A 25,802-nucleotide genomic window follows, 5' to 3' on the forward strand; every position below is an offset into this window, starting at 1 on the left:
TTTAATTTTAAATGAAAGCATGATATTTTTCCACCTTTTCGAGCTTTTTTTTCAAAATTTCTCTTGATTTTTTGTTATTTTGCCATTTTTGCCTTAATTTTTGCCAAAATGTCACTAACTACTTCATCAATTGACATATTTGTTGTATCAACTTCAACCGCATCATCTGCCTTTTTTAATGGAGAAATTGCACGATGCGAATCTTTATAATCACGCTCGGCAATATCATGTTCAATTTTAGCTAAATCTTCATGAATTCCCTTTTCAGCATAATCAAGCAATCTTCTCTTAGCTCGTGAATGAACACTTGCAACTAAAAAGATTTTTAATTCAGCATCAGGCAAAACCGTTGTACCAATATCACGGCCATCCATAATAACATTAGTTGAACCAGCCATTTCTCGTTGTAATTCAACCATTTTTTCGCGTACACCTTTTAATGCACTTACTTGCGAAACATTAGCAGTGATTTCTGGCGTTCTAATAGCAAGAGAAACATCTTCCCCAGCAACGTAAACTCTTTGTTCACCATTTTCTGACTTAAACTCAATTTTATTTTGACTAATTGCTGTTAAAATATGAGCTTCATCGCCATAATCAATATTTTCTTTTCTTGCAATAAAAGTACATGCGCGATACATCGCACCAGTATCAATATAAATAAAACCTAACTTTTTAGCAATAATCTTGGCAACTGTACTTTTTCCAGCAGAAGCTGGACCATCAATAGCTACTTGCATTTCAATAAAAAAGAGACCACGGTCTCTTTATCCTTTCCTGTGATTTTAATTAAGTTTGAGTGTTTCCCCAGCTCTAATACTTGTTGCATCAGTAATATTATTCAACCGAGCTAATGTATCAACAGACATCCCATGAGCTGCAGCAATAGATGATAAGCTATCTCCATCTTGAACTACATATGTCCGCAACTCTGAACTTGATGAACTAGCAACTGAACTTGAAGAAGCGGCTTGAGAACTAGATGATGATTCGCTTGAAGCTGAGCTAGAACTTGAGGATTCTTTTACAATTTTAATTTTTTTACTCTTAGAACTTGCAGAACTTGAAGCTGAAGTTTTAACTCTAGTCGGTGTAGTCACATCTGAACTTGAAGATTTATGATTAAATGTCAAGTAAACTGGGACACCAACCAATACAACAATTACTAAACCAATTACCCATTTAACAAAATGATGAGCCTTTTTAGGCTTAGATTGTTGAACTCGTCCTTGTTCAGGCCGCTTAAAATGCTTGTAAGGGCCGTTATTTGATGAATTATTATTCACGATAAACACTCTCCCAACATAATCACTGTTATTTTAGCATATTTAAGGATAAAGAAAAAAGCCCCTCTTAGGGCTTATCTAATATTAGTCAAATTAAAATCTCTTTGAAGCAAAATTCTCTAGTTGTGGTAAAACAAATTTAATCACCATAACTGCTAAAATTCCGTTAATTACTCCCTTTATCACATTAAATGGAACAACTCCATAAAGAATGTAAGTTGCTGGGAATGAGAAATTAGCAAACTTAGCATACATTGGCATTAAAAGCCAAATATTTGCTAAGCTCATCGCAAGGGTTAAGCAAATTGTACCAACTACTACTGCGGCTATTTGCATAATGAATTTATCTTCATTTTTCTTGCTAACCACATATAAAGGCACAATATAGCAAATACTTGCCAAAAATGCTGCTATTTGGCCAACTAAAGACAGAATATTAAATCCTGATAAAGCTAAACTCAAGAAGCACTTAATAAAAGCCATTCCAATTCCAGACACTGGTCCGAATAAAAAGCTACCAATTAAAATAATGACATCTGAAAAATCCATTTTTAAAAATGGGAAAATCGGAATAATTGGGAATTCAATCTTCATTACTACAAAAGCAATTACACCAATCATTACTGCTGCTAAAGTCTTAGCTAGATTTGATCTTGTCTTAGTCATAAATATTTCCTACAAACAAAAGGGTCTGCGCTCCAAGAGGCAGACCTTTGAGAAAGTATTATGTAATTTTCCTTTATCAGCCTGTCTTCTTCCATCTAGACTATACTATCGGTACCTTAGGGTTCAGCCACATAAGTGGGTTGCTGACTCAAACAGCCGGTCGGGATTTTCACCCTGCCTTGAAGACGCTTTCCTATTAAATTCAGCTTCAGTATACTACATGCTTTTTAGTTTAGCAACTTCTTCACGAGTTAATTCACGATATTTACCTGCAGTAAGTGACTTTAAGGTTAAAAAAGCATATCGTTCACGTGATAACTTATCAACTAAATGACCTACTGCCTTAAACATTCTTTTAACTTGATGGTAATGTCCTTCATGAATTGTTAATTGAACAATTGAAGTTCCCTTTTCTCGATTAGTGCTAATGATTTTTACCTTTGCAGGTGCTGACTTTTTACCATCAATCCTTACACCATGTTTTAAACTATATATTTCTTCTGGGGTTAAAAAGCCCTTAATTTTTGCAACATACACTTTATCTACCATGTGGCGAGGGTGCATTAGTTTATTAGCCAATTCACCATCATTAGTAATAAGTAGTAACCCAGAGGTATCATAGTCAAGTCTCCCTACTGGATACAAACGATAAGGACTCTCTTCAAAAAAGTCCAGAACAGTTTTTCTTCCTTTATCATCTTTTACAGAAGAAATAACTCCTCTTGGCTTATATAAAAGGTAAGTATGTTTACTTTCTTTTTGAATTGGTAAGCCATCAACTTCAATATTTGCACTAGGTTCAACCTTAGTTCCCAATTCAGTTACAATTCGCCCATTAACTGCCACTCTGCCTTCAGTTATCATTTTTTCAGCTTTCCGACGAGAAGCTATACCTGCTTGAGCAATCAATTTTTGCAAACGTTCTGCCATTATCTTTCTCCTAGTCTATTTTGAGGATTATTACTATCTTTTGCCTTAAAGAGATCTACTTGTCCCTTTTCATCAATACTTTCATTTTCAAAATCTTCAATCACTGGCAAATCAGCTAAAGACTCATATCCAAAATATTGCAAGAAATAATCTGTCGTTACATATAAGTTAGGATGACCGGGAACATCTTTTTTCCCGCTTGTTTTAACTAACCCACGCCAAATTAACGTTTGAATTGCACCAGCAGAATTAACTCCTCGAATTTCATCGATTTCAACTCTTGTAATTGGTTGACGATATGCAACAATTGCCAAAATTTCTAAAGCTGATTGGCTCAAGGTCTTTGAAAGATCTTTTTGATAATATTTTTCAACAACATCAGCCACATCATAACTTGTTGTCATCTTATATGTATCTTTAATCAAACTAACTTGCAAACCTGAATTTTCATCCTCAGATAGTTTTTGAGTTAACTTCTTCGCTAACTCACGCAAAGCCGGAGCTTCAATTTCTAATAATTGACACAAGTTAGCTTGTTCAACACCTGTATCACCAGCTAAGTATAATAAACTTTCTAATTCAGCGAGCTTAGTTGCCATTTACTAATCAATTCTTTCTAGTGTCAAATCGCCATATTCACGACCTTGACTTACTTTTATTTTTTTATTTTTACTCATTTCTAAAATAGCCAAAAAGAGTGAAATTACATCATCTAAGGTTTTAATTTTTTGAATACATGAAAAAAAACTAATCCTTGTTACTTGCGAGAACTTATTTTCAAGCATTTTAGTCATATCACTTACAGAAGAATATTTAATCTTTACTGTAGCTGATTCTGGTGTCCGCAATTTATACCGCCGAATCAATAAGGAGAAGGTATTAGCTAATTCACTCTCACTAAGTTGTCCTAATGGTAATGGAGATATGCTTTTAGCTTGTCCTACACTAGGCTCTTTGGCTACAGTAACAGGGACACTATCATTACGCTGTTTTAAATATTTAGATATTTTCTTAAAAACAGAGTATTGAACTAATTGTTCAACTAATTCTTGTCTTGGATCGATATCTGGTTCTTGCTCTAATTCAACAAAATCATTTTTGGGCAATAAATATTGTGACTTAATTCTCAATAAAGTTGATGCCATAACAAAGTACTCACCAGCTAGTTGCAAGTTGAGTTCTTTCATTTTTTCAAGATACGTAAGATATTGTCTTGTTATTTCAGCAATTGGAATATCATAAATATCAATCTCTTGAGAACGGATTAAGTGTAATAATAAATCTAATGGCCCTTCAAAATTGGGTAATTCAACTTTTAAATTTTCTGTCATCGTTAATCCTTAAATAAGTAACTATAATCTGGAAGTGCTGTTAATCGCTTCTTGGGAAATTCTTCACGTAAATCTCTAATTATTGCTTGTTCATATTCGTGATTTCTAAATCCCGGTGCTAGTGACAAATATCTAATTAAAACAAAATGTTCTAATAATTGAATCCCCACAATCCCGATTAAATCAGACTCTTTATCTCTAAATAAATATAGGAAGAATTCACCAGAATTATCATACAAACTCATTTCTTCTTGTAAATTTTTTAAATTTCGTAAATCAGGCAAATAGGATAACAACCCCATTGCGATTTTTTCATAGTCTTTTTTATATTTTACTAACATAATTATGCTCTAGGATGTGTTTTCTGATAAACATCAAAAATATGCTTTTGTGATAAATTAGTATAAATCTGAGTTGTACTAATGTCACTGTGACCCAATATTTCTTGCACAACTCGCAAATCTGCTCCGTTTTCAAGTAGATGAGTCGCGAAAGTATGCCTCAAAGTATGCGGCGTAATATCTTTGTCAATCTTAGCCAATTTACTATATTTCTTAATTGACTGCCAAACTGCTTGTCTTGTTAACTGTCCGGCTCTATTATTTAAAAATAAAAAGTCACACGCAACACCCTTTTTGAGCAATGCTGGATCTCTTACATTTTTTAAATACTTATCAAGCCAATTTAAAGCAAAGTCAGTCACAGGAACCAACCGCTCTTTTGAGCCTTTCCCCAAAACCCTAATTATCTTTAAATCAGTATGCAAGTCCGCTTCTTTTAAATTAATTAATTCGCTGACCCGCATGCCAGTAGCATACAGTAATTCCAAAATTGCCCGATCACGCAATCCAGTTGTAGTTTTGATATCAGGTTGAGCTAGCAGCTGTTCTACTTCCTTTTGTGAAAGAGCAAGTGGTAGTCTTTTTTCTTGCTTAGGAGTATCAATTTGAATTAAAGGATCAACTACCAAAATATGTTGTCGCAACAAATAGCGATAAAACCGTCGCAAAGTAGTTATGCCACGACTAATTGTACTAGTCTTTTTTCCTTCATCACGCTGTTTAGCTAGATAAGAATCGATTATCAATGGATCTTCTGGCCAATCAGTAATTTTTTCTTTATCTAAATATTCAATAAATTGGTTTAAATCCAATTGATATGAATCAACTGTATTCTTACTCAAGCCCCGCTCCAAACTGCAAAATCTCAAGAAATCAGCAACTTGATCAAGATTATTCTTCTTCATTTTTATCTACCAAAGTAATTTTACCAGCATCTTTATCTTCAACAATCAAGCCTTGCTTTAGCAATCTACCAATTGCTCTCTTAAAAGCTGATTTAGAAATACCAAAATGATTTTTTATATCTTGCGCATCACTTTTATCGTAAAATGGCAAAGATTTGCTTGCTTCACGTCTAAGTGACATCAAAATCATCTGACTATCTTCATCAATTTCTTCAAATGCTCTTGGTAATACACTCAAATTTAAACGGCCATATTTACTAATTCCTACAACTCTAGCCTTAATTTGTTCCCCTAATCTAAGTGGGGTCATCATTTCGCTTTCATGGATAAAGCCTAAATAAAAATCGCTTGTTAAAACAAAATCTCCTACTGGACGCGTCGCATAAACAGTAACTAACAAGTTTTTATTTTTCATATTTTGAGGAAATTTGCTTGAAAGTTGTTCAAAAACATTTTCATCGGCCATTTTTGCCCAAATACGATCTTTATGGTCGGTTTCTAAAGTAACTAACAAGCGATCTCCAATTCTTGGCCATTTCGCCTTATCAAGAGGTAAATCATCCAAAGAAATAACTACATCTTTATCTGGCAAACCAATATCCACAAAGACTCCTAAATCACGTCTAACTTCAGTAACTTTACTCCATCCATATTGATCTGGCATTGCAAAAGGATAAAACTGAGTCATTTGTTTTTTATGATTTTTATTATCATAAATAAAGCCTTGAACAATATCACCTAATTGGGGCATTTGCTCTTGAGTAACTTCTAGCTTATTGAGCTCATAAGTCACCCCATTTACCTGAACATAATATGCCTCGTCATTTTTATCAATAACTTTTCCTTTTTGAATTGTCCCTAGCATGCGAGGCCTCCTTTCTTAAATATATTTATTTTACATAATCTAATTCTATAGTATAAAGAATTTAGGCAAAAAATAAAAGCAGTCTGAAAAATCAGACTACTTTTATTTTTATATTTAACTAGCTATTATAAGTTAGCTGCTTCACCTTGGTATACAGCACCACGACGAGCATCAATAGTAATAGTAGTGTTGTCAGCAATCTTGTCAGTTGCGTCAGTAGCACCAACGATAACTGGGATACCTAATGAAAGACCAACAACAGCAGCATGTGAAGTTAAACCAGAAGCTTCAACTACTAAACCACTTGCCTTCTTGATTGCGGGTAAGTAATCCTTGTCAGTAGTCTTAGCAACTAAAATGTCACCATCTTCTACCTTGTTGTTTGCTTCATCAGCACTGTTTGCTACAACAGCCTTACCGATAACTGAACCAGTACCTACACCAAGACCCTTAACAAGCTTTGAACCGATAAGTTCAAGCTTCATCAAGTTAGTAGTACCAGATTCACCAACCGGAACACCAGCAACGATAATTACTAAATCGCCATCCTTAACGAAGCCGTTTTCCTTAGCAATCTTAGCTGCCTTTTCAAACATATCATCAGTTGAAGTTGGCTTTTCAGTAAGAAGTGGTTGAACACCCCAAACAATACCAAGTGAGTGTTGAATCTTTTCATCGAAAGTCAATGCAACGATGTCTGCATTTGGACGGTACTTAGAAATCATTCTTGCAGTGTAACCTGATTGAGTTGCAGTAATGATAGTCTTTACACCTAATTCTTCAGCAGTTCTAACAACTGATTCACCGATAGCTTCAGTTACATTTGAACCTTGGTATTCTTCAAATCTTTGAAGTGCCAAAGTGTTACGTTGTGCAATTTGCTTTTCAGTACGTACATCAATGTCGTGCATTGCTTGTACTGATTGTACAGGGTATAAACCGTTTGCTGATTCACCTGAAAGCATAGTTGCATCAGTACCATCCAAAACAGCGTTAGCAACGTCAGTTACTTCGGCACGAGTTGGACGTGGGTTTTCTTGCATTGAGTCAAGCATTTGAGTAGCAGTAATAACTGGCTTACCTAATGCATTTGCCTTCTTGATCAAAGTCTTTTGTACAAATGGTACGTTCATGAATGGGATTTCAACACCCATGTCACCACGAGCTACCATTAAACCATCAGAAACTTGAAGGATTGAATCAATGTTGTCGATACCTTCTTGTGATTCAATCTTAGGGAAGATCTTAACGTGGTCTTGGCCAGCGTTTTCACATAATTGACGAATATCTAAAACGTCTTGAGCCTTACGTACAAATGAAGCAGAAATAAAGTTAATGCCGTGTTGTAAACCGAAGTTAATGTCATCAGTATCCTTTTCAGTAATACCTGGGAGACGGATTTCAACACCTGGTGCGTTAACACCCTTCTTAGAACCAATTAAACCAGTGTTTTGAGCCTTGGTTACTAATTCCTTGTTTGCTTCATCTTTTTCAGTGATTAATAAGTCAACCTTACCATCATCGATTAATACGTGACCACCTACGTGAGTGTCATCGTAAAGACCTGGGTAAGTTACGTAAATCTTGTCCTTGTTACCCTTCTTGGTAGCATCCATAGAAATACGCATAGTTTCACCAGTGTGAATAGTGAACTTGCCTTCTTCTTGTTCGGTAGTTCTGATTTCAGCACCCTTGGTGTCAAGCATAATACCAACTAACTTGCCGGTCTTCTTTTCAGCTTCTCTAACCAACTTCATACGTGAAAGGTGTTCTTCGTGATCACCGTGTGAGAAGTTGAAACGGAAGACATTTGCACCTGCTTCAATTAACTTAATAATAGTTTCTAAATCGTTTGATGCAGGACCTAAAGTACTAACAATCTTAGTTTTCTTCATTTAAAAAACTCTCCTATTACAAAAACAAAATTTACCGTGACAAATCATCATTCATTGCAAGCAATGAGTAATCACCAACATGGCGTGAATCAAATAAATCAACGATGTCATGAGTACACAAGTGATTGTCTTCAATACCTACAGCTAAGCCACCTTTTCCTTCCATAAGAAGCTTAACAGCATATGAACCCATTTTACTTGCTAAAACACGATCACTAACAGTAGGTTCACCACCACGTTGCATGTGACCTAAAACTTCAGTACGAGCATCAAAGTCACCATACTTGAGAAGTTCCTTCAAGAAGTCTTCTGAAGACATTACGCCTTCTGCAACAATGACAATACCGTGATCCTTACCATTAGCAAAGCTCTTTTTAAGCTTGTTAGCAATAGCTTCAATGTCATATGGCTTTTCTGGAATAACGATAGCATCAGCACCGCTTGCCACACCAACACGCATGGCAATATCACCACAATCACGACCCATAACATTAATTACGAATACACGTTGGTGACTGCTTGCAGTATCTCTGATTTTATCAATTGCATCAGCTGCTGTAGTGCAGGCAGTATCAAAACCAATAGTTAAATCAGTGAATGGAATATCATTATCAATAGTACCTGGAAGACCAATAGAGTTAAATCCTCTCTTAGTCAAAGCCAAAGCACCATGGTAAGAACCATCTCCACCAATAACTACTAATGCTTCAATACCATGCTTCTTCAATTGTTCAATACCACGTAATTGACCTTCTTCTTGCGCAAACTCCGGATAACGAGCTGTGTAAAGGAAAGTACCACCACGAGTTAAGATATTGGCAACTGAATCAGATGTCATTGGGAAGATGTCACCAGCAACTAACCCTGCAAATCCGTAGCGAATACCGAATACTTCGATGCCATTAGCCATCGCAGTTCTAGCAACCGCACGAACAGCAGCGTTCATACCAGGGGCATCCCCACCACTTGTTAAAATACCAATCCGTTTCATGAATTCACCCCATCATGATTATTATGTGTAATTTCTCACATCAATTAAATACTACCATTTTTTTCTCTCAAAGTCTTTAAAAAAATGGGCTAAATTACTATTCTGTTGCTTTTTTTATTTTGTTAGCGTTACCATTGCCGCTAGATTGTGATTCTTTGAATTTGTTTTTATTCAGTAAAATTGACAAGTTTCAAATTGGTCAACATATATTGAACTTTTCCAGCATCATAGCGATCACTTTGAGTTCTAATTCCCAAAAGATATATTTGTCCCTCTTTCAAGATATTTGAAATATTATTGTAAATTCCTGGGAAAATTGTAATTTCTTGTTCACTGCTTGCATCCCTAAAAGTTGAAAAAGCCATTGTATCGCCTTTTTTAGTTCTAATTAATTTCAATTTAATTAATTTACCAACTGCAATTCCCGTTTCATTAACTGTAAAAGAATTTAAAGCTTGAGCATTGAATCGTTCGGCGTATTTTTGAACAACTAAAATTGGAGTTTTGGTTGTTGAAAAACCTAACACTTCTTCTTCCATTGTGGCCTTTTCATTTGAATTAGGGGCTGGTGCTTGCTCTAAACGAATTCCACCTAATCCTTCAGATAAAGTTTCATTTTGACCAGTAAACTTAATATTTTCTACTATTTCTTTGCAGTTAGCCAATAACATTTTTCGATTTTCATCAATTTTGTCAAAGCAACCTGCCTTAATCATGGCTGCAATCGCTTGTTCAGAAAGAAATTTAGCATCTATTTTTCTTAAAAAATCGGCTAAAGAGGTAAAGTTTTTCGGCAAACCAGCAATATTTCTTAAAAAATCAACTCTCAGACCCTTAATTGCTTTAAGGCCAACCTGAATTTGACCATTTACCAAATAATAGTCAGTCTGACTATTATTAATATCTGGGGCCAAGATTTTTACACCAGCTTCTTGAGCCTGAGTGATATATTCACCAGCTTTTACTCGATTAGCACTAACAGAATTTAATAATGCAGTAAAGAATGCAGCTGGATAATGAACTTTTAAATAAGCAAGCCAAAAAGCAATTTTGGAATAAGCTACCGCATGTGAACGATTAAAACCATAGTTAGCAAACTGTTCAATATATGCATAAACTTTGCTAGCAGTAGCTTGTGGATGGCCATTTTTAACTGCTCCAGCAATAAATTTTTCGCGTTCTTGATCAATTAAATCTTGCTTTTTCTTAGACATGGCTCTACGCAATAAATCCGCCTCACCCAAGCTAAAACCAGCCATAATTTGTGCAGTCTGCATAACTTGTTCTTGATAAACCAAAATTCCATAAGTTGGTTGTAAAAGTTTCGCTAAAGATGAATCGGGATAAGTGATTGGCTCTTTACCTTGTTTTCGATTAATAAAATGATCAATATTTTGAATTGGTCCTGGCCGATATAAGGCGTTAACGGCTACAACATCTTCAAAACTATCAGGATGCAATCGCCTTAGAACATTTTTAATTCCTTGTGATTCAAATTGAAACACAGCATCAGTCTTCCCCTTTTGAAACAATTGTAAGGTCTTAATATCATCAAGAGGGATCCTTTTAGGGTCTAATTTTATGCCATCTTTTGCTAGCAATTCTATCGTATCACCTAAAATAGTTAAATTTCTTAATCCCAAAAAATCAATTTTTAATAAGCCTAGTTCCTCAACGTGGGCTTTTGTTTGTTGGGTCACAGGAATCCCCAATGTTCCTGCTTGCAATCCTGCTATTTGCGCAATAGATTTGTCACTAATTACTAGTCCTGCTGCGTGAATGGAGGCATGGCGTGGTATCCCTTCTAATCGCATAGCCGTTTTAAATAATAACTTATTAAGTTCTGATGCATTAACAAGCAATTGCAATGCTTTTGATTCTTGATAAGCCTGTGCTAAGGTGATTTTTGATTTGGAAAACGGGATTGCATGGGTAAATTTACTAGCTTGAATTGTTGTTAAACCAAATACCCGGGCGCAATCACGCAAAGCCTGTTTTGCAGCCAAAGTCCCAAAAGTCAATATCTGGGCCGCATGATCCATTCCATATTTTTCAAACATGTATTTAATGATTTCATCACGACGATTATCTGGGATATCAAGGTCGATATCTGGCATTTGAGCTCGAGCTGGATTTAAAAATCTTTCAAAAAGCAAATTATATTTTATAGGATCAACTTCTGTAATTGCCAAACTATACGCCACTAAAGAACCTGCTGCTGAGCCACGACCTGGTCCAGTAGTAATATCAACAGAATGGGCATAATTTATTACATCCCACACAATTAAGAAGTAGTCATCAAAGCCCATCTGATCAATAATTTTTAATTCATAATCTAGCCTTTTTTGATAAATTTCTGGGATTGGTTGCCCATTAAAACGCTTAGCAAGCCCTTTTTGAACTAACTGACGTAAATATATTTTAGAATCAGGGGCAAAACTTTGCTTATATTTAGGTAATTCTGGTTGAGTAAAAGTTACTGACGCCTTACATTCATCAGCTATTTTAGCTGCATTATGCAAAGCTGATAAAATACTGCATTCATTATACGCAGATACTAATTCACCACTGGTGCGTAAATAATGAGAACCCTTTTGCAAGGCCAAACTAGAAGTATCAACTAATTTTTGTCCTTGTTCAATCGCTCTTAATGTTTTTACCAAAAAATGATCACTAGCTTGCAAATATTGAACATCTTCAGTTGCAGCTAGAGGTAAATTAAACTGTTTAGCCATGCTTTTTGCATAATCAATATATGGCTGATTTTTACCGGCATAGGCTCCTAAATATAAATCACTAGAGCTGGGAATTATTTTTTGTAATTCACGAATGAAATCACTTCCCAACTTTTCATTATTTTCAGCTAGATAGCGCAGTTCACTAGTTATATTAGCTGGCACAATAAAAACTTGATCACTTAAATATTTGGCTAACTGCTTTAGGGTTAAAACTTTACGTTCATCGCCATTATCAGTTTTTAGATTGATTGCACTAGATAAACGTAATATATTTTTATAACCTTGGTTATTTTTAGCAATTGAAATTAAGTCATAACGATGCGCTTGGTCAACAATCCCATTAAGTCTGATTGTCATTCCAAGTAAAGGTTTTAAGTTAACTTTTTTGGCAGCTAAATAAAAATCAACTAAGCCATATGTAACATTTATATCAGTTAAGGCTAAACTACTATATCCTTTATCTACGGCATCTTTCACCAAATCATCAATTAAAATTGGACTTTTGAGCAGAGAAAAAGAACTCAGCGTTTGTAAACCAGAAACTTGCATCACGTGACCCCTTTCATTTATTCTAAGTATACCAAAAACTGGTATTATGTTTCATTTCCTTGTTTACAATTTCAAAATTTGATAAAATGCAAAGCGAAAGAAGGAGAGATTATGCGCTACATTATTTCAGTAATTTGGAGTACTATTTTTATGTCAATCATTGGTTTTATTGCTGCAGCATTAACTGAAACGCAATTTAACCCAATGCAAGCAATTCGTGTAGGAATTGTATTTGGTTTGTTATTTGCTGTTATTATTCCTTTCATCGCAGCTAAATCATACAAGGGTAAAACCAAGTACAGTAAGATGTTATAATTATTGAATATAAAAATAGGAGACGTAGAATGTTACGTCTCCTTTTATTTTTATTGAAACTCTTTAACTTTTTCAATCTTTACTCTATATTCTGGTTTATAACGAATTGCCCAATCTTTCGTTATAATTTTATCAATAAGTTCTTCTTGATAAGTTGCTTCATATTTTTGACCTTTGAAAGTAAAGGCTAGTGTGTACCAGATAGTATTGGTAAAAGCCCTTTGATTCCTAACAAAAGGCTGGGCAACTTTTATTTCATGAGTATTAATATTTTGTTTTTTCAAAGCTAATTCAATTTCTGAATAGGCAACCTTCGTATCATGCTCTTCTTGAAAAGACAAATAACTTAAATAAATACCAACTAAAATCAGCAAATTGAATAAAAGTGTTAAAATCCACACCATCAAAGGGTGCTTTTGTCCAAAGTTTTTCATAGTTATACCTACTTTAGATGTTCAATCTTTCCAGTTTTTAAACTGTACCAATCAAAGTGTCTTCTTCCAGATTTCTTGTAGCAAGCAAGGATATATTTCCTATCTTTATATTCATATGTTTGATAATAAACCTTGCTTTCTGTATCTTCTTGCATCATATCCAGTGCTTTGGCTTGTGGTTTCTTTTCTGAAACCACTTGAGTAATTTGATAGTTAAAATATGCTGATTTAATCGAGGTTAAAATCTTGGGTCCGAAAAACATTAAGAAAACTATACTCCAAAATACAATTACTGGAGAAATAAATGGATGATTCTGGCAAAATGATGTTACTTTCTTCATAAGCTTTCTCCTTAAAAAATCCCACTCATCATTTCAGTTTAATTATATCATGTAAGCAATTTCAAAATTAAAAAGACCACTTCCTTTTGAAGTGATCTTTTTATCTAATAAAACTTGTAATATTGCTTAGTATCTACCTTAACTTCGCCACTAGTCAGATATTCAGTAAACATTTGTACATAATCTTTATCAAGCATTAGTTCAATTTTATCCATTGAATATGCAGGGTAGAAACCTCCACCCATAGCCCGATAATTATTTACTGCCAAATGATAAATATGTTCATCTTCGATTGGTTTTCCATATAAAGTCAATTCTACTACTCTTTGCCCATGTGGCTTAGATAAATCAACTTCATAATGTAATGGATAAAAGACATCAAAATGATACAACTGTGGCTTAGGCTTAATATAACGATCAATGAAATGAATATTTCCCTCGTTATCTTTTTCAAGGAAAGTAGCAGTATGTTCTAAAATCTCCCTTAATTCCTTGCCAGTTAGTTTTACCTTACAAAGCTGATTAGCATATGGATAATTCAAAATAACTTCTCTCAAAGTTACTGTTTGATTGGTAAACCCACGTGCCTTTTCGCTCATAACAGCAGTTGCAGAAATATCAGCACCAGTAAAGTAAATTTGCATTTGTTGAAGCAGATTTATAAATGGTGCTCCTTTAGTTCTACCTTCAAAAGCATTTTTAATTGGTGCTGGCTCAGATAAATGAGCAATTGGTTGATCAAGCCATGCTTGAGCTTTTTCGTCAACATCAGTTATATCTTTTACAATTTCTGAATCTGGTTCATAATCTTTAGTCTCAATTAAACTAGTTTCTAAATTGTTAATCTTAACACCATCACTAGTTTTATCCAAATCAATTACTACTTGCGCAACACATTCGCCTCGATATCCTGGTTGGACGATGGCAGTATTATTAACCACTAAGTTCAAGCGACGATGTTGATGCCCAGTCAAAAACACATCAACTTCTGGAACTTCTGTTAAAATCTTGTAGCCTTCGTTTTCACCATTATGTGGTTCAGTAGCTACTCCAGTAACGGGATCACTTTCAAAGCCCCCATGATACATTACAGCTAAAATATCAACGTCTTTTTTCAATTTAGGTGCTAATTTCTTTATTTGCTCAAAAGCTGAGACAAACTTTAACCCCTGAATATGTTCTTCTGGTTCCCAATGGGGAACATACTGGGTTGTAATTCCTAATAAACCGATTTTAACCCCATGACGTTCAATAATTTTGTATTCTTGACCAAAAGCAGGATTATCTGTATTTTCATCAAGAATATTATCATTTACAAAACTAGCTGTATTTTTTTCAATATAGTGCTTTAAATAATCCAAGCCAAAGTTAAAATCATGATTTCCTAAGCAGCGACCATCATATCCAATTTCATTATAAGCAGCAGTAAATTGATCGAGCCGTTTGAAACTACTATCTTTATGACAAAAACTTGCCAATGGTGAACCTTGCAAACAGTCACCTGCATCAGTAACTACTACATTATCTGCACCCCATTTTTCTCTTTGCTTTTTAATAGCAGTTGAAACTCTACTCAAACTAATTGGTGCTTCATAATCATTTTTATCTTGATAATCTGTTGGTAATAAAAATCCATGCGTATCGCTAGTATGTAAAAAAACTAGTTTCATTGTTCAATAATACTTTCCTCTTTGTTTTTTTGTAAAAAAAAAGACACCGCAAATCAGGTGTCTATTAATTAGTCGTTGTTGTTAGCTTTTTTAACAACTTGACGACCCTTGTAGTAGCCGTTTGGTGAAACACGGTGGCTTAAACGGTATTCACCTGTAGTTGCATCGTAATGCATTGCAGGTACAGTTAACTTAATGTGACCACGACGTGAACGTTTCTTTTGTTTTGAAGTTTTTCTTGCAGGAACTGCCATTCGTTAAATCTCCTTTTTTGTAGTTTGAGACTGAAAAAGTCCAATAAGAATTAGACTTCGTTACTCACGTATTTCCATAATACTATTAGATAATGGATAAATCAAGTTATTCATTAATCTTCTTGTCGTTTTTTTTCTTAAAAAATCCCCATGATCCTTTTTGGTCATTCTGACTCTTTTCTCCCATTAGCCATGATACTAATGCCCCTAAAAAAGCCATAATAACCAAGACTACAATTAACGGCAGTTTAGGTTTAACTACCAAAAAATTAATTGTAACTGGTTCCGTATTTAATAAAACAAAGATTATTAATAATAAACTTACTGCTAATCCAATAACTAAATTCTTTTGTTTATTCATATCCATTACTTTCTAGATCCAAAAATCATTGATAAATAATCACCAGCAGATGGGAATAAGTTATAAAGTTTAGCCATCGCTGCTAATGATAATGGTAGATTGAGCTCACGCTTATCACTACCAAAATAATGTACAACTTGCCAAGCAACATCATCAGGATCTAACATGAAAGATTGAACGTTGTGGACATAATCGCCAGTATGATCTGCTCTGTTAAAGAAATTAGTATAAACAGGACCTGGATTTACCGTCATTACTTTTACACCAAATGGTTTAAGTTCTAAGCGTAAAACATTTGAAAACTGAATAACTGCAGCTTTTGTAGCACTATACACTGCAGACTTAGTTGTTGGTATTTTTCCAGCCATCGAGCCCAAATTGATTACTTGACCTGATTTTTGATCAATCATCACTCTCGCAATTAATCTAGTGAAGTAAATTAAACCCAAGACATTAACCTGGAACATATTAGTTATAAGTTGCGGATTTTGATCAAAGAAATCATCAAAATCACCAAAGCCTGCTGCATTAACTAAGAAATCAATCTGCTTAACGGCCACGATAATTTTTTTGAAAGTATCTTCAATTTGATTGGCTTTTCCCATATCAGTTGGATAAACCCAAACTTCAGCTCCTGATAATTCTTTGGCTTCAGCCGCTACTTCCAATAATTTTTCTTCACGACGAGCAATTAAAATTAAATTGGCACCTCTTTCTGCAGATTGCAAAGCAATTGAACGTCCCAATCCGCTTGATGCACCAGTAATAACAACAACTTTATTGCGTAATGAATTATTCATGATTTATCCTCTCATTGGAATATCAAAAACATCTAAATCATTTACTAATACTGTATTAGGGAATACTTTTTGCGCTTGTTTTTCCAAAATATGTGCTTTTGACCCTAAGTAACGAGCTGACACATGAGTTAAAAATAAGCGCTTTACATTTGCCTTCTTAGCAATTTCAGCTGCTTGAGTAGCTGTTGAATGATAATATGCTTTAGCCATTTTACCTTCAGGTCCAGCAAAAGTTGATTCATGAACTAAAACATCTGCATCTTGGGCTAATTCAGCAATTGAAGGCGTAATCCGAGTATCATAAATAATTGTAACAATTCTACCCTTTTTTTCAGGTCCCAAAAAGTCTTTACCATTTAGAACCCTTCCATCTTCTAACTCTACCACTTTTCCAGCTTTTAATTGACCTAAAATTGGCCCATTAGGTAGATGATATGGAGCTAGTTTATCCATTAATAATACACCAGGATGCGATTTTTCTACTACACGAAAGCCAAAACTTGCAACACGATGATCTAGTTTTTTGCAATATACGGAAAATTCTGCATTTTCAAAAATTTTTTGATCATCTTTCAATTCAACAAAATGAATTGGATAGCTAACTTTAGTTTTAGATATACGTAATGCTGTTGTAACAAATTGTTCAAGCCCCGCTGGTCCATAAATAGTTAAAGGTCCTACATCTCCTTGAAAAGAACGAGTTGACAGCAAACCTGGTAAACCAAAAATATGGTCGCCATGATTGTGGGAAATAAAAATTTTAGTAATTTTTCTTGGACGGATATTGGTACGTAAAATTTGATGTTGAGTTGCTTCTCCGACATCAAACAGCCAAATCTCATTCAGCTCGTCAAGCAACTTTAAAGCTAGACTAGAAACATTTCGCTGCTTGGATGGCTGCCCAGCTCCAGTTCCTAAAAATTGAATTTCCATTAATCATTCCCCTATCTAAAACTTTGCTTTTTTCAATATTTCTTTTGTAATATAGCTACTATAATACTTTGATCCTTCAATATTTGGATGTGTTTGATCACCATAAAACCAATCATTGTGGTTCTTGCTATAACTATACCAGTCAATTACTGATAGATTCTTATACTTTGCACTAGCTTTTGCAATCAAATCATTTACTGGTCCTTGCCATTGCCTGCTTGGAACATGAATACTTATCCAAAAAGCTTGCCTTTTAGGGCCAATAATTTTCATCAAATGATCAACATCATTCATAGAAAAAGGTCCATTAGTTCCTAAACCTATTAAAACATTTTCAGCCAAAGCGCCTTGGCCTTTATATTGATCAAATAAGCCAATAGTTGGTACTAACTGCCTTGAAACAGCAGCATCAATTAAAGCATTCGGCATTAATTGCTTAAGCATATCACTAGAACCAGCCATCACTGAATCCCCAATTGCCGTTACATGAACTTTTTGTGCTAATTGTAACTCAACCTGATTGATTCCATATTTTTCAAATTCCTTATTAACTGGTTTATCCTTAGCAGCCTGTTCTGCTTCTACGTAAACTTTAGATTTACTTTCTTTTTTCTTGGTACTTTTAAATTTGTCAATTAACTGTTTATTTGACTTTTCTTGATTAGCCTTGTTTCTCTCAATTCTTTCAGCAAGCTGTGATTTATTTGCATTTACCACTTTAACAGCTGGGGATTTTATTAAGGCAATTGTTCCTAACGCTAAAATTAAAGTTGATATTCCACTAGCAATTCTTAAATGAGCATTTTTTTCTGAGTCCTTTAAATGAGTAATAAATATCCGAATGCTCTTAAAACTAATTTTAGAAAATGGCTTTTCAATAAAGCGATACGTCAATTCAGCCAAGCCTAAAATAATAGCAAGCTCAATTAGCCGATATAAAACGGCATGATTTGCCATATCGGTAAACTTAGCTTCAAAAAAGACCATAACTGGGAATTGGTACAAATATATTCCATAGCTTCTACTACCTATCCAATCAAAAATTCGATTTGTAAAAATTTGATTCCAATGACTGGCTGGGTGAGCTATTATTGCGACTAAAATTGTAGTAAACAAGCTAAATAAAAACATTCCACCACGATAGGCAAAAGTAGCCTGTGGATCCATAATTCTTGATAAAAATAACCAAAGCATTCCAAGCAAAGAAACTGCACCAGTAATATCAAGAAATATCCAATCACTTCTATTAATTTTGGGATTAAGATGTCTAATTGGCCAAACAAATGCTAAAGCAGCACCTAATCCTAACGCAAAGAATCTAGTATCTGTCCCATAATAAATTCTGCTAGTATCAACATTTGGCTGATATAAAATCGCCATCTCTAAAGCAGACAAGATACTAAAACCTATAATAATCCAAAAAGCACGATATCTTGTCTTGCAAAACTTAATCAAGGCCATCATTATTAGTGGCCAAAATATATAAAATTGCCCTTCAATTGACATGGTCCAAAGATGAGTAAATGGTGATACATTCCCGGCAAAACGTTCAAAATAGCTCTGTCCATTAACTATTTGCCAAAAATTATAAATATTAAGCAAATTGGTTATAACAATCTGATTAAACTTGGCAAGAGTTTGTTGTTGAAACATTAATATATAAGCACCACTTGCCCATAATAATGTAATCAGCTGCGGATAAAGCCTTTTTAATCTTGATAAATAAAAACGTTTATTATCGTAATAACCTGTTTTTTCATAACTAGCTAATATGTGGTCAGTTACTAAATATCCGGATAATACGAAAAAAATCGGCACACCAAGATACCCACCAATAAAAGTATTAGGATCAAAATGATATAAAATAACTCCAATAACTGCTATTGCCCGAAGGCCTGAATACCCCTTTATAAAGCGATTTTTTCGCTGCATCCTTTCCAATCTCCCTTTTTATTGGACAAATTCAAAGGAAATGTCGCCAATTGTTACATCATCTCCATCGACAGCTCCTTTGGCTCTAAGTGCATCATCAACACCCATATTTTTCAGTTTTCTTGCTAAAAGCATAATACCATCTTGGTGTTCAATATTAGTTCTTTGAACCAAACGTTCAATTTTTGCACCAGTAACAATAAATTCATGTTCACCAACACATTCAACCTTAAAGCTTTCATCAACTTCAGGCTTAAATTTGTAGTTCTTTTCTTCAGTAGTTACTTCTTCCACTTCTTGACTAGCTTCAACTTCAGCCACTAAATCTGCGGCCTTATTCATTAAAAGTTCAAGTCCTTGATGAGTTACACTAGAGATTTTAAAAATTGGCTCTTCAATTCCTAGCTTTTCTAATCCTTGTTTAAACTCTGTAAATTTCTCTTCACTACCTGGAATATCCATCTGTGAAGCTACAATAATCTCACGTTTTTTAGTTAAATCAGCAGTATAATTACTTAGTTCTTTACGAATAATCTTATAATCTTCAACTGCATCTCGACCATTATTAGGGTCCATAGAAACTAAATGTAAAATAACCTTAGTTCTTTCAACATGACGCAAGAACTGAATTCCTAAGCCGACACCTTGACTGGCTCCTTCAATTAAACCTGGAAGATCGGCCATTGAAAAATCTCGACCATCATTTAAAACAACCATTCCTAAATTTGGTGTTAAAGTTGTAAATTCATAAGCCGCAATTTTTGGTTTTGCCTTGGTAACAACTGAAAGAAGTGTTGACTTACCAACAGATGGAAAGCCAACTAAACCAACATCAGCTAAAACTTTAAGCTCAAGTTTTAGAGTTCTAAATTCGCCCGGTTCACCATTTTCTGCAATTTCAGGTGCAGTATTAACGCTAGTTGCAAAGTGAATATTTCCACGGCCACCTCGACCACCCTTAGCAACCACTAATTCCTGACCTTTTTTGGTCATATCGCCAATGATTTCACCAGTAAAGAAATCACTCACAACCGTACCAACTGGAACTTTTAAGTATAAGTCTTTAGCTCCTCGACCATATTGTGACTTAATTCGACCATTTTCACCATTATCAGCTTTAAACTTTCTACGATAACGAAAATCCATTAAGGTTCTAAGTCCACTATCAGCAACAAAAATTATGCTACCGCCTCGGCCACCATCACCACCAGCTGGTCCACCATTAGGAACATATTTTTCATGACGAAAAGCGACCATACCATCGCCACCTTTACCAGCTTGGACTTCAATTTTAGTTTGATCAACAAAAGTTGGCATAATTTCCCTTCTTTCTAAAATGAATTTCAACTAATTAAACATACCATATTGACAAAGTAAATTAAATAAAATCTTCAAAAAAACTATAAAGTTAACTTTACAGATTGAGCCTGTGGCAAAGTTAAGCCTGCATCTTGTAACTCCTCAACAGACGCATCCTTAATTTTTTTCAATGAGCCAAATTTCTTAAGTAGTTTATTACGACTTTTAGGTCCTATTCCTTTAATTCCATCTAATTTACTTGCAAGTGAATTCTTGGCATGTGTTTGTCTATGAAAAGTAATTGCAAACCTATGAACTTCATCTTGGATTCTTGTCATTAGATAAAACCCTTCTGATTTAGGATCCATCGGGATAAGTTCTAAAGGTTTACCATTAATTGGATCACCAAAAATCAAATGATTGGTATGGTGATGATTATCCTTAACCATACCAGCAACAGGAATATCACAATTCAGTTCATTGCGCAAAACGTCTAGACAAGCATCTACCTGTATCTGACCACCATCCATTAAAATTAAATCTGGCAGGCGAGAATGTTCTTTTAACATTCTACTATATCGACGTCTTACGACTTCACGTGTATTTCCAACTTCATCTGCACCATTTTGATGCTCGACTTCACCTTTTAATTTATATTTACGATAAGCAGTCTTGAAAGGTTCTCCATCTTTAAAAACTACACAAGCTGAAACTGGATCTGTCCCTTGAATATGGGAATGGTCAAAACTCTCTATGATATGACCATATGGCAGACCCAAAGCTTTAAAAATTTCTGCTTGAGCTCCTTTGGTTTTACGATTTCCCAACTCAAGAAGCCGGAACTTTTCATCTAATTTAAGTTTAGCATTATCTTTAGCCATTTTAAGTAAATCACGTTTTGTTCCGCGCTGTGGAGTCCGAACCTTTACACCAAGGACTTCACTTAAATTACCATTATCTAAATCTTCAGGAACAAGAACTTCTCTAGGTAAAATTCGATTCTTTTGATTATAAAATTGAACAATAAAAGACATAAATTCATCTTTAGGATCTGATAAGTCCATCAAAGGGAACATTTTAGTTTCTCGCCGCAAAAGCTTAGCTTGTCTCAAAAAGAATATTTGAACAGAAATCCAACTTTTATCTACATAAAAATTGAAGATATCACGTTGAGTATGATCGTTAGAAATAATCTTTTGTTTTTCAACAGTTTGTTCAATATATCTTAATTGATCTCTTATTTCAGCAGCTCGTTCAAATTCTAAATTACCACTTGCAATTTGCATCTTTTCTGTTAACTCTTGCTTCACCTGAGTGATATCACCATTTAAAAAGCGCTTTATTTTTGCTATTTGTGCTTCATATTTACTACGCGGGACCTCTTGAAAACATGCACCTAAACACTGTCCCATATGATAATACAAGCAAGGTCTGCCTTGATGACCATTGCAACGTCTTAATGGCCAAACCTTTTGAATAAAACGCAATGTTGCTTGGGCGGCATAAACATTTGGATAAGGTCCAAAATAATAACCATTATCTTTATGAACAATTGAAGTTAAGCGTGTTTGAGGATCTTTTTCATTAGTTATTTCAATGTAAGGATAGCCAGTACCTTGCTTTAATTGAACATTATAATAAGGTTGATATTTTTTTATCAGCGTTATTTCAAGCAAAAAAGATTCTTTATCAGATGTCACTGTAATAATATCAAAATCAGCAATTTCTTTAACTAACTCAGCTCTTCGGCCAACTTGCTTACTTTTAAAATATGAACGAACCCGATTTTTTAAATTTTTAGACTTACCAACATAAATAACAGTACCATTGATATTTTTCATTAAGTAACAGCCTGGTTGTTCAGGTAATAACTTCAATTTATTTTCAATAAGTTGATTAGCCAAAAAATTCACTCCCTTTATATTCTACTTTTCTAGTCTAGCATGAAACTGCTTTTAAATGGCTTTTTATGTTTTACTTCCCTATAATTAAAAGTAAGATACAGGAAAAGGAGAATATTTATGACTGAATGGATGATCAGCTTAATCAATCAGTTTGGTTTTTGGGCAATATTATTTCTAATTGCACTTGAAAACGTCTTTCCCCCAATCCCTTCTGAAGTAATTCTTTCCTTTGGGGGATTTTTGACATTACATACGAAGATGTCATTATGGGAAGTAGTTCTTGCTTCAACAATTGGAAGCGTTCTTGGCGCATTAATATTATATTATGCAGGCTCGCTTTTTACTGAAGTAAGACTAAAGAAATTAGTAAATAATAAATTTATCAAAATGCTTGGTTTTAAAGAAGATGATGTCAGTAAAACAATAGCTTGGTTTAACAAGCATGGAAAAGGGGCTATTTTCTATGGACGATTTGTACCGATAATTAGAAGTTTAATTTCAATTCCAGCTGGAACTGCACAAGTTAAATTGCCGTTGTTCGTTGGACTTACCTTTTTAGGATCATTAATTTGGAACACAGTCTTATCCTCTCTTGGTTTTTACTTTGGTTCCAAGTGGGACATAGTTGTTCAAATAATTGATGATTATGCAATTTTATGTGCTGGCTTATTAATCATTGGCTTTGGAATTGGTTGTGTATATTGGTATAAAAAGAGAATAAAGAAGTAATTATAAAAAAGTGTCTGCCACTTAATCATTCAGGTGTCAGACACTTTTTGTTTTATTTTTCTTTTTTAACTCTTTTTTATGTTTAGGTGCCTTATTCATAACAGAATTTGCATCAGTTTTGTTCTCTCGCTTTTCAATCTTTTGATTATCAGAAGATGATGAATTTATTGTGTTAGATTTTAGACTTTCAGTGGTTAATTGTGGTTTTGAATTATTAACTAAAGAAGTAACTGGCTTTTTATTAACAGGTCTATCTGCGAAATTATTCTCTATACTTTTTACAGTTGGGTTAAGACTTGTCCTAACATTCGAGCTACTATCTATTAGTTCACTACTTGAACTGGAATTACTTTCACTTGTACTTGCTTTACCACTACTTGCACTAGTACTTGATTTGTGCTTGTAAATTTTATTGATGAGATTAATCTAGTTGGTTCTGCGTGGTAAATTGCAATTTTATCACCTTTTTTTAAAGTAAAATTTTCATTGAACTTAATACCTTTATTACCAATATACGTGTGGTGCTACACCAGTTGCAACCACATTTAAATTACTTCCATTAATTTCAATTGTAGCAAATTTAGTATCACCTAAGCCCTTAAAAGTCCAGCTATAACCTTGTGACCGCTGATCAGTTTGTGAAGGAGAGGTGCTTTCTGCTTTAACTGCTTGTACAGTATTTCCAACACTTAATAAACTTGCAGCAATTGCAGAACTTATTAAAATATTTTTCTTAAAATCACCTTTTTTAAAAACTCTTTTTTCATTTTGTAACCTCTTTTACCCTAATACAATCAAAATTATAGCAAATAGCTTGAGCTTTTACCCTTTCAAACTAGCTTAAAAAGATATTAAACGTTATAATATATAAATAAATTTTTTCAATTTTAACGAGGTGAGGTTTATCAATGAATATTTTTAGAAAAGAAAGCATTAATAAATACCTAGCCCAAGATCATAAATTTAGTAAAACGCTAACTGCTAAAGATTTAATTTCTTTAGGTGTTGGTGCAGTTATCGGGACTGGAATTTTTATTCTACCTGGAACTGTAGCTGCTAATTATGCTGGGCCAGGTGTGACCCTGTCATTTTTACTTGCTGCATTAGTATGTGTTCTTAGTGCTATGTCATATGCTGAATTTAGTTCAACTATGCCTGTTGCTGGGAGTGCATATTCATATGGAAATATTATTTATGGTGAAATTATTGGCTGGATATTAGGTTGGGCCTTAATTTTGGAATATATGTTAGCCGTTGCTGCGGTTGCAGCCGGTTGGTCAAGCTATTTTCAATCATTCTTAGCACCATTTAATATTAAATTACCAGCTGCATTTGTAAGTTCTTTTAATCCAAGCAAGGGAACTTATATTGACATAATTGCTATTGGGATTGTTTTATTAATTACACTCTTATTGTCTCGTGGAATGCGGGATTCTGTAAAAATTAATAATTTTGCTGTTATTCTAAAAATTGCAATTATAGTTTTATTTATAATAGTTGGTGCAAACTTTATTAAGCCAGCTAATTATCAACCATTTCTTCCATATCATTTTTCTGGAGTAATAAAAGGAGCAACTACTGTATTCTTTGCCTTTCTAGGTTTTGATTGTGTATCAAGTTCTGCTGCGGAAGTTAAAAATCCTCAAAAGAATATGCCCCTTGGCATTATTGGTACTTTATTAATTGCAACCCTATTTTATATGGGAGTTTCAATTGTACTTACAGGAATGGTTAACTATAAAGCTCTTGATGTAGCAAATCCCGTGGCTTTCGCTTTACAATTCGCACATCAAGACTGGATTGCCCAACTCCTCTCATTTGGAGCGCTAGTAGGTATGGCAACTATGATGTTAACTATGATTTATGCGAGTTCTAGATTGGTATATGCAATGGCACGTGATGGTCTTTTACCACAATCACTTGCTAAATTATCAACAAAAAATAAAACTCCACAAATAAGTTTATGGGTAGTAGCTATTATTATTAGCTTAGGGGCTGGAGTATTTTCTGTAGATCAATTAACTAGTCTAGTAAACTTTGGAACCTTATTGGCATTTACATTTGTTTCATTTGGAATCTTACCACTTAGAAAAAGAAAAGATTTACCAAATAATGGATACCAAATGCCAGGATACCCTGTTTTACCAATTCTTTCTGGATTAATTTGTTTATATTTATTAACCCAACTTAATATTGATGTTTATATTATGGCAACAATCTGGTTTAGTTTGGGAATAATTATCTATTTCTTATATGGTTATAAACACAGTCTTTTAAACAAAAATCAGTAAAATTGTTCTTATTTAAACTACTATCATGTATAATGATAGTAG

General features: G+C 34.1%; 25 protein-coding genes and 1 riboswitch. Of the genes, 3 read left to right on the top strand and 22 right to left on the bottom strand.

What is annotated here, in order from left to right:
• Positions 1-74: 74 nt before the first annotated feature.
• From cmk to ETI37_RS01715, 12 genes are all read right to left on the bottom strand, one after another.
• Positions 75-740 (bottom strand): (d)CMP kinase, encoded by a 666-nt coding sequence (cmk, locus tag ETI37_RS01660; protein ID WP_006586636.1) that lies wholly within the window; start codon positions 738-740, stop codon positions 75-77.
• Between the two features lie 45 nt (positions 741-785).
• Entirely contained in the window at positions 786-1,286 is a 501-nt protein-coding gene (locus tag ETI37_RS01665) for a LysM peptidoglycan-binding domain-containing protein (RefSeq protein WP_006586635.1), read from the bottom strand.
• Between the two features lie 93 nt (positions 1,287-1,379).
• Positions 1,380-1,952, bottom strand: coding sequence for an ECF transporter S component (locus ETI37_RS01670; RefSeq protein WP_006586634.1), 573 nt, complete (start codon positions 1,950-1,952; stop codon positions 1,380-1,382).
• Between the two features lie 79 nt (positions 1,953-2,031).
• Positions 2,032-2,143: riboswitch (FMN riboswitch) on the bottom strand.
• 25 nt (positions 2,144-2,168) lie between these two features.
• The gene (locus ETI37_RS01675) at positions 2,169-2,882 is read right to left on the bottom strand and encodes a pseudouridine synthase (protein ID WP_006586633.1); all 714 of its coding nucleotides are present in this window, start codon (positions 2,880-2,882) and stop codon (positions 2,169-2,171) included.
• On the bottom strand, positions 2,882-3,481 hold the full coding sequence (gene scpB, locus ETI37_RS01680) for an SMC-Scp complex subunit ScpB (protein ID WP_006586632.1): 600 nt from the start codon (positions 3,479-3,481) through the stop codon (positions 2,882-2,884). Before scpB ends, ETI37_RS01675 begins: the two co-directional genes overlap by 1 nt.
• A 3-nt stretch (positions 3,482-3,484) precedes the next feature.
• Complete coding sequence (locus ETI37_RS01685; protein ID WP_006586631.1) at positions 3,485-4,213, bottom strand: segregation and condensation protein A; 729 nt, start codon at positions 4,211-4,213, stop codon at positions 3,485-3,487.
• Positions 4,214-4,215: 2 nt separating this feature from the next.
• The gene (locus ETI37_RS01690) at positions 4,216-4,554 is read right to left on the bottom strand and encodes a hypothetical protein (RefSeq protein WP_006586630.1); all 339 of its coding nucleotides are present in this window, start codon (positions 4,552-4,554) and stop codon (positions 4,216-4,218) included.
• Between the two features lie 2 nt (positions 4,555-4,556).
• A complete protein-coding gene (xerD, locus tag ETI37_RS01695; protein ID WP_006586628.1) occupies positions 4,557-5,459 on the bottom strand; it encodes a site-specific tyrosine recombinase XerD in 903 nt (300 codons plus the stop codon).
• A complete protein-coding gene (locus ETI37_RS01700; protein WP_006586627.1) occupies positions 5,446-6,324 on the bottom strand; it encodes a CvfB family protein in 879 nt (292 codons plus the stop codon). Before ETI37_RS01700 ends, xerD begins: the two co-directional genes overlap by 14 nt.
• Positions 6,325-6,449: 125 nt before the next feature.
• Positions 6,450-8,219, bottom strand: a complete 1,770-nt coding sequence (pyk, locus tag ETI37_RS01705) for a pyruvate kinase (protein WP_006586626.1) — start codon at positions 8,217-8,219, stop codon at positions 6,450-6,452.
• A 31-nt stretch (positions 8,220-8,250) separates the two neighbouring features.
• The gene (gene pfkA / locus ETI37_RS01710) at positions 8,251-9,210 is read right to left on the bottom strand and encodes a 6-phosphofructokinase (RefSeq protein WP_006586625.1); all 960 of its coding nucleotides are present in this window, start codon (positions 9,208-9,210) and stop codon (positions 8,251-8,253) included.
• Between the two features lie 167 nt (positions 9,211-9,377).
• Positions 9,378-12,497: a DNA polymerase III subunit alpha gene (locus ETI37_RS01715; protein WP_034535753.1), complete on the bottom strand. Its 3,120-nt coding sequence runs from the start codon at positions 12,495-12,497 to the stop codon at positions 9,378-9,380.
• A gap of 111 nt (positions 12,498-12,608) precedes the next feature.
• Between ETI37_RS01715 and ETI37_RS01720 the strand changes: the two genes are divergently transcribed.
• Positions 12,609-12,812 carry a YjzD family protein gene (locus ETI37_RS01720; RefSeq protein ID WP_034535752.1) on the top strand — a complete coding sequence of 68 codons (204 nt, stop codon included), beginning with the start codon at positions 12,609-12,611 and terminating at the stop codon, positions 12,810-12,812.
• Positions 12,813-12,862: 50 nt separating this feature from the next.
• Here ETI37_RS01720 and ETI37_RS01725 read toward each other — a convergent pair whose 3' ends face one another.
• From ETI37_RS01725 to uvrC, 10 genes are all read right to left on the bottom strand, one after another.
• A complete protein-coding gene (locus ETI37_RS01725; RefSeq protein ID WP_006586622.1) occupies positions 12,863-13,246 on the bottom strand; it encodes a hypothetical protein in 384 nt (127 codons plus the stop codon).
• Between the two features lie 8 nt (positions 13,247-13,254).
• Complete coding sequence (locus ETI37_RS01730; RefSeq protein WP_006586621.1) at positions 13,255-13,587, bottom strand: hypothetical protein; 333 nt, start codon at positions 13,585-13,587, stop codon at positions 13,255-13,257.
• A 104-nt stretch (positions 13,588-13,691) separates the two neighbouring features.
• Positions 13,692-15,257 (bottom strand): bifunctional metallophosphatase/5'-nucleotidase, encoded by a 1,566-nt coding sequence (locus tag ETI37_RS01735; protein WP_006586620.1) that lies wholly within the window; start codon positions 15,255-15,257, stop codon positions 13,692-13,694.
• A 68-nt stretch (positions 15,258-15,325) separates the two neighbouring features.
• On the bottom strand, positions 15,326-15,511 hold the full coding sequence (gene rpmF, locus ETI37_RS01740; protein ID WP_006584575.1) for a 50S ribosomal protein L32: 186 nt from the start codon (positions 15,509-15,511) through the stop codon (positions 15,326-15,328).
• 106 nt (positions 15,512-15,617) lie between these two features.
• The gene (locus tag ETI37_RS01745) at positions 15,618-15,872 is read right to left on the bottom strand and encodes a LapA family protein (protein ID WP_034535751.1); all 255 of its coding nucleotides are present in this window, start codon (positions 15,870-15,872) and stop codon (positions 15,618-15,620) included.
• A gap of 5 nt (positions 15,873-15,877) precedes the next feature.
• Positions 15,878-16,672, bottom strand: a complete 795-nt coding sequence (locus ETI37_RS01750; protein ID WP_006586618.1) for an SDR family NAD(P)-dependent oxidoreductase — start codon at positions 16,670-16,672, stop codon at positions 15,878-15,880.
• A gap of 3 nt (positions 16,673-16,675) precedes the next feature.
• Entirely contained in the window at positions 16,676-17,605 is a 930-nt protein-coding gene (rnz, locus tag ETI37_RS01755; RefSeq protein ID WP_006586617.1) for a ribonuclease Z, read from the bottom strand.
• 15 nt (positions 17,606-17,620) lie between these two features.
• The gene (locus ETI37_RS01760) at positions 17,621-19,537 is read right to left on the bottom strand and encodes an acyltransferase family protein (protein ID WP_006586616.1); all 1,917 of its coding nucleotides are present in this window, start codon (positions 19,535-19,537) and stop codon (positions 17,621-17,623) included.
• Positions 19,538-19,555: 18 nt separating this feature from the next.
• The gene (obgE, locus tag ETI37_RS01765) at positions 19,556-20,854 is read right to left on the bottom strand and encodes a GTPase ObgE (protein ID WP_006586615.1); all 1,299 of its coding nucleotides are present in this window, start codon (positions 20,852-20,854) and stop codon (positions 19,556-19,558) included.
• An 83-nt stretch (positions 20,855-20,937) separates the two neighbouring features.
• On the bottom strand, positions 20,938-22,740 hold the full coding sequence (gene uvrC / locus ETI37_RS01770; RefSeq protein WP_034535750.1) for an excinuclease ABC subunit UvrC: 1,803 nt from the start codon (positions 22,738-22,740) through the stop codon (positions 20,938-20,940).
• A gap of 117 nt (positions 22,741-22,857) precedes the next feature.
• Here uvrC and ETI37_RS01775 point away from each other — a divergent pair, with 117 nt between their 5' ends.
• Together ETI37_RS01775 and ETI37_RS01780 are read left to right on the top strand one after the other, a co-directional pair.
• Entirely contained in the window at positions 22,858-23,469 is a 612-nt protein-coding gene (locus tag ETI37_RS01775) for a DedA family protein (protein ID WP_006586613.1), read from the top strand.
• Between the two features lie 908 nt (positions 23,470-24,377).
• Positions 24,378-25,760, top strand: coding sequence for an APC family permease (locus ETI37_RS01780; protein ID WP_006586611.1), 1,383 nt, complete (start codon positions 24,378-24,380; stop codon positions 25,758-25,760).
• Positions 25,761-25,802 lie beyond the last annotated feature (42 nt).

It is taken from the genome of Lactobacillus mulieris (genome assembly GCF_007095465.1).
GTDB lineage: Bacteria > Bacillota > Bacilli > Lactobacillales > Lactobacillaceae > Lactobacillus > Lactobacillus mulieris.

Excerpts from the sequence above, each read along its gene's own strand:
- cmk (WP_006586636.1), bottom strand. The coding sequence starts at position 740 with ATGCAAGTAGCTATTGATGGTCCAGCTTCTGCTGGAAAAAGTACAGTT.
- ETI37_RS01670 (WP_006586634.1), bottom strand. The coding sequence starts at position 1,952 with ATGACTAAGACAAGATCAAATCTAGCTAAGACTTTAGCAGCAGTAATG.
- ETI37_RS01675 (WP_006586633.1), bottom strand. The coding sequence starts at position 2,882 with ATGGCAGAACGTTTGCAAAAATTGATTGCTCAAGCAGGTATAGCTTCT.
- scpB (WP_006586632.1), bottom strand. The coding sequence starts at position 3,481 with ATGGCAACTAAGCTCGCTGAATTAGAAAGTTTATTATACTTAGCTGGT.
- ETI37_RS01685 (WP_006586631.1), bottom strand. The coding sequence starts at position 4,213 with ATGACAGAAAATTTAAAAGTTGAATTACCCAATTTTGAAGGGCCATTA.
- ETI37_RS01690 (WP_006586630.1), bottom strand. The coding sequence starts at position 4,554 with ATGTTAGTAAAATATAAAAAAGACTATGAAAAAATCGCAATGGGGTTG.
- xerD (WP_006586628.1), bottom strand. The coding sequence starts at position 5,459 with ATGAAGAAGAATAATCTTGATCAAGTTGCTGATTTCTTGAGATTTTGC.
- ETI37_RS01700 (WP_006586627.1), bottom strand. The coding sequence starts at position 6,324 with ATGCTAGGGACAATTCAAAAAGGAAAAGTTATTGATAAAAATGACGAG.
- pyk (WP_006586626.1), bottom strand. The coding sequence starts at position 8,219 with ATGAAGAAAACTAAGATTGTTAGTACTTTAGGTCCTGCATCAAACGAT.
- pfkA (WP_006586625.1), bottom strand. The coding sequence starts at position 9,210 with ATGAAACGGATTGGTATTTTAACAAGTGGTGGGGATGCCCCTGGTATG.
- ETI37_RS01715 (WP_034535753.1), bottom strand. The coding sequence starts at position 12,497 with ATGCAAGTTTCTGGTTTACAAACGCTGAGTTCTTTTTCTCTGCTCAAA.
- ETI37_RS01720 (WP_034535752.1), top strand. The coding sequence starts at position 12,609 with ATGCGCTACATTATTTCAGTAATTTGGAGTACTATTTTTATGTCAATC.
- ETI37_RS01725 (WP_006586622.1), bottom strand. The coding sequence starts at position 13,246 with ATGAAAAACTTTGGACAAAAGCACCCTTTGATGGTGTGGATTTTAACA.
- ETI37_RS01730 (WP_006586621.1), bottom strand. The coding sequence starts at position 13,587 with ATGAAGAAAGTAACATCATTTTGCCAGAATCATCCATTTATTTCTCCA.
- ETI37_RS01735 (WP_006586620.1), bottom strand. The coding sequence starts at position 15,257 with ATGAAACTAGTTTTTTTACATACTAGCGATACGCATGGATTTTTATTA.
- rpmF (WP_006584575.1), bottom strand. The coding sequence starts at position 15,511 with ATGGCAGTTCCTGCAAGAAAAACTTCAAAACAAAAGAAACGTTCACGT.
- ETI37_RS01745 (WP_034535751.1), bottom strand. The coding sequence starts at position 15,872 with ATGAATAAACAAAAGAATTTAGTTATTGGATTAGCAGTAAGTTTATTA.
- ETI37_RS01750 (WP_006586618.1), bottom strand. The coding sequence starts at position 16,672 with ATGAATAATTCATTACGCAATAAAGTTGTTGTTATTACTGGTGCATCA.
- rnz (WP_006586617.1), bottom strand. The coding sequence starts at position 17,605 with ATGGAAATTCAATTTTTAGGAACTGGAGCTGGGCAGCCATCCAAGCAG.
- ETI37_RS01760 (WP_006586616.1), bottom strand. The coding sequence starts at position 19,537 with ATGCAGCGAAAAAATCGCTTTATAAAGGGGTATTCAGGCCTTCGGGCA.
- obgE (WP_006586615.1), bottom strand. The coding sequence starts at position 20,854 with ATGCCAACTTTTGTTGATCAAACTAAAATTGAAGTCCAAGCTGGTAAA.
- ETI37_RS01775 (WP_006586613.1), top strand. The coding sequence starts at position 22,858 with ATGACTGAATGGATGATCAGCTTAATCAATCAGTTTGGTTTTTGGGCA.
- ETI37_RS01780 (WP_006586611.1), top strand. The coding sequence starts at position 24,378 with ATGAATATTTTTAGAAAAGAAAGCATTAATAAATACCTAGCCCAAGAT.